Origin of the sequence: Jutongia hominis (assembly GCF_014384965.1) — a bacterium.
Taxonomy (GTDB): domain Bacteria; phylum Bacillota; class Clostridia; order Lachnospirales; family Lachnospiraceae; genus Butyribacter; species Butyribacter hominis.
Map to the genome: position 1 here is coordinate 1 of NZ_JACRSW010000019.1, position 1,291 is coordinate 1,291.

At 42.3% G+C, this 1,291-nt stretch carries 2 protein-coding genes; both read left to right on the forward strand.

Annotated features, from left to right (window positions below; translation table 11 throughout):
* A partial coding sequence (locus H8700_RS05445; protein WP_249304107.1) for a transposase occupies nucleotides 1-366 on the forward strand: 366 nt, incomplete at its 5' end.
* The gene (locus tag H8700_RS05450) at nucleotides 284-1,183 is read left to right on the forward strand and encodes an IS3 family transposase (protein WP_249304109.1); all 900 of its coding nucleotides are present in this window, start codon (nucleotides 284-286) and stop codon (nucleotides 1,181-1,183) included. The genes H8700_RS05445 and H8700_RS05450, both read left to right, overlap by 83 nt.
* Nucleotides 1,184-1,291 lie beyond the last annotated feature (108 nt).

The window sequence follows — 1,291 nt, forward strand, 5'->3', positions numbered from 1 at the left end:
AGAAAGAAGGTACTTATTATGTCCAGATCAAGAAGAAATTTCAGTGCTGAATTTAAAACCAATCTTGTCCTCCAACTGCTTAAGGGCGAGAAAGAACTCAATGTTCTTGCTGTTGAAAACGGTATTCAACCAAATCTCCTTCGTAACTGGAAGAAAGAATTCCTTGCTAATGCTTCTCTTGCTTTCGATAATAAGCGAGAAGACAATCTCCGGGAAAAACTTGCCGAAGAACGCAAGGAAAAAGCTGAATACGCTAAAAAGGTCGGTCAACTTACCATGCAGGTTGACTGGCTCAAAAAAAAATCTGAAGAAATTGTCGGACCTGACTACGAGAGTAAATTTAGTCCGAAACCTTTTGACGACTAAGGAGCTGTCGGTTTCTGCAGGAGCCAAACTACTCGGAATCAACCGCACCAGCGTATATTATAGTGGCACCCCGGTTTCAGAGGAAGATTTGGAATGCAAAGCGATCATTGACCATCTGCATACTGATAATCCTACTTGGGGAGCCCGTCAGATGTCTGCTCAGCTTAAGCTGCGCGGATACCAGGTTGGTCGCCGTAAAGTAGGAAGATATATGCGCGAAATGGACATTACACCGATTTATCCCAAAATAAATCTGTCTAAGCGCATGAAACAGGCAAAAGTCTGTCCATATCTGCTTCGTAATGCATTCATAGACCGCCCAAATCAGGCATGGTCGATTGACATTACATATATTCCAATGAAGCATGGATTTCTTTATCTGACAGCCATTATCGACTGGTACAGTCGTTGTATCGTTGGCTGGGATGTTGATGACACTCTGGATACCACTATGGTTATCAATGCATGTAAAAAGGCATTTAAAGTAGCAAAGCCGTTAATCATCAACTCGGATCAGGGCAGCCAGTTTACCAGTGATAAATATATTGCTTTCATTCGTGATAACGGTATTCGCCAGAGCATGGATGGTAAAAGCCGCTGGGCAGATAATATCATGATTGAGCGCTGGTTCCGAAGCTTCAAGTATGAGGAAGCATATCTCACGGAGTATGCTAATCTCAAGGAAGCAAGAGAAGCCATCGGAAGATATATCTACAATTATAACTTTGAGCGATGCCATCAGGCAATCGATAACAAGCGTCCTGCAGAGATGTACTATCCGGCAATGCTTTTGGATGAAGCCAGAGCAGCCGCATAATATAAAAAGTCCGGGAGACGCTACATTGCATTCTCTCATGTAACCCGTCAACATATCAGTTCATTATAAAAATATTAAATTTTTGTCTTGACAACTGAGCCACTATAG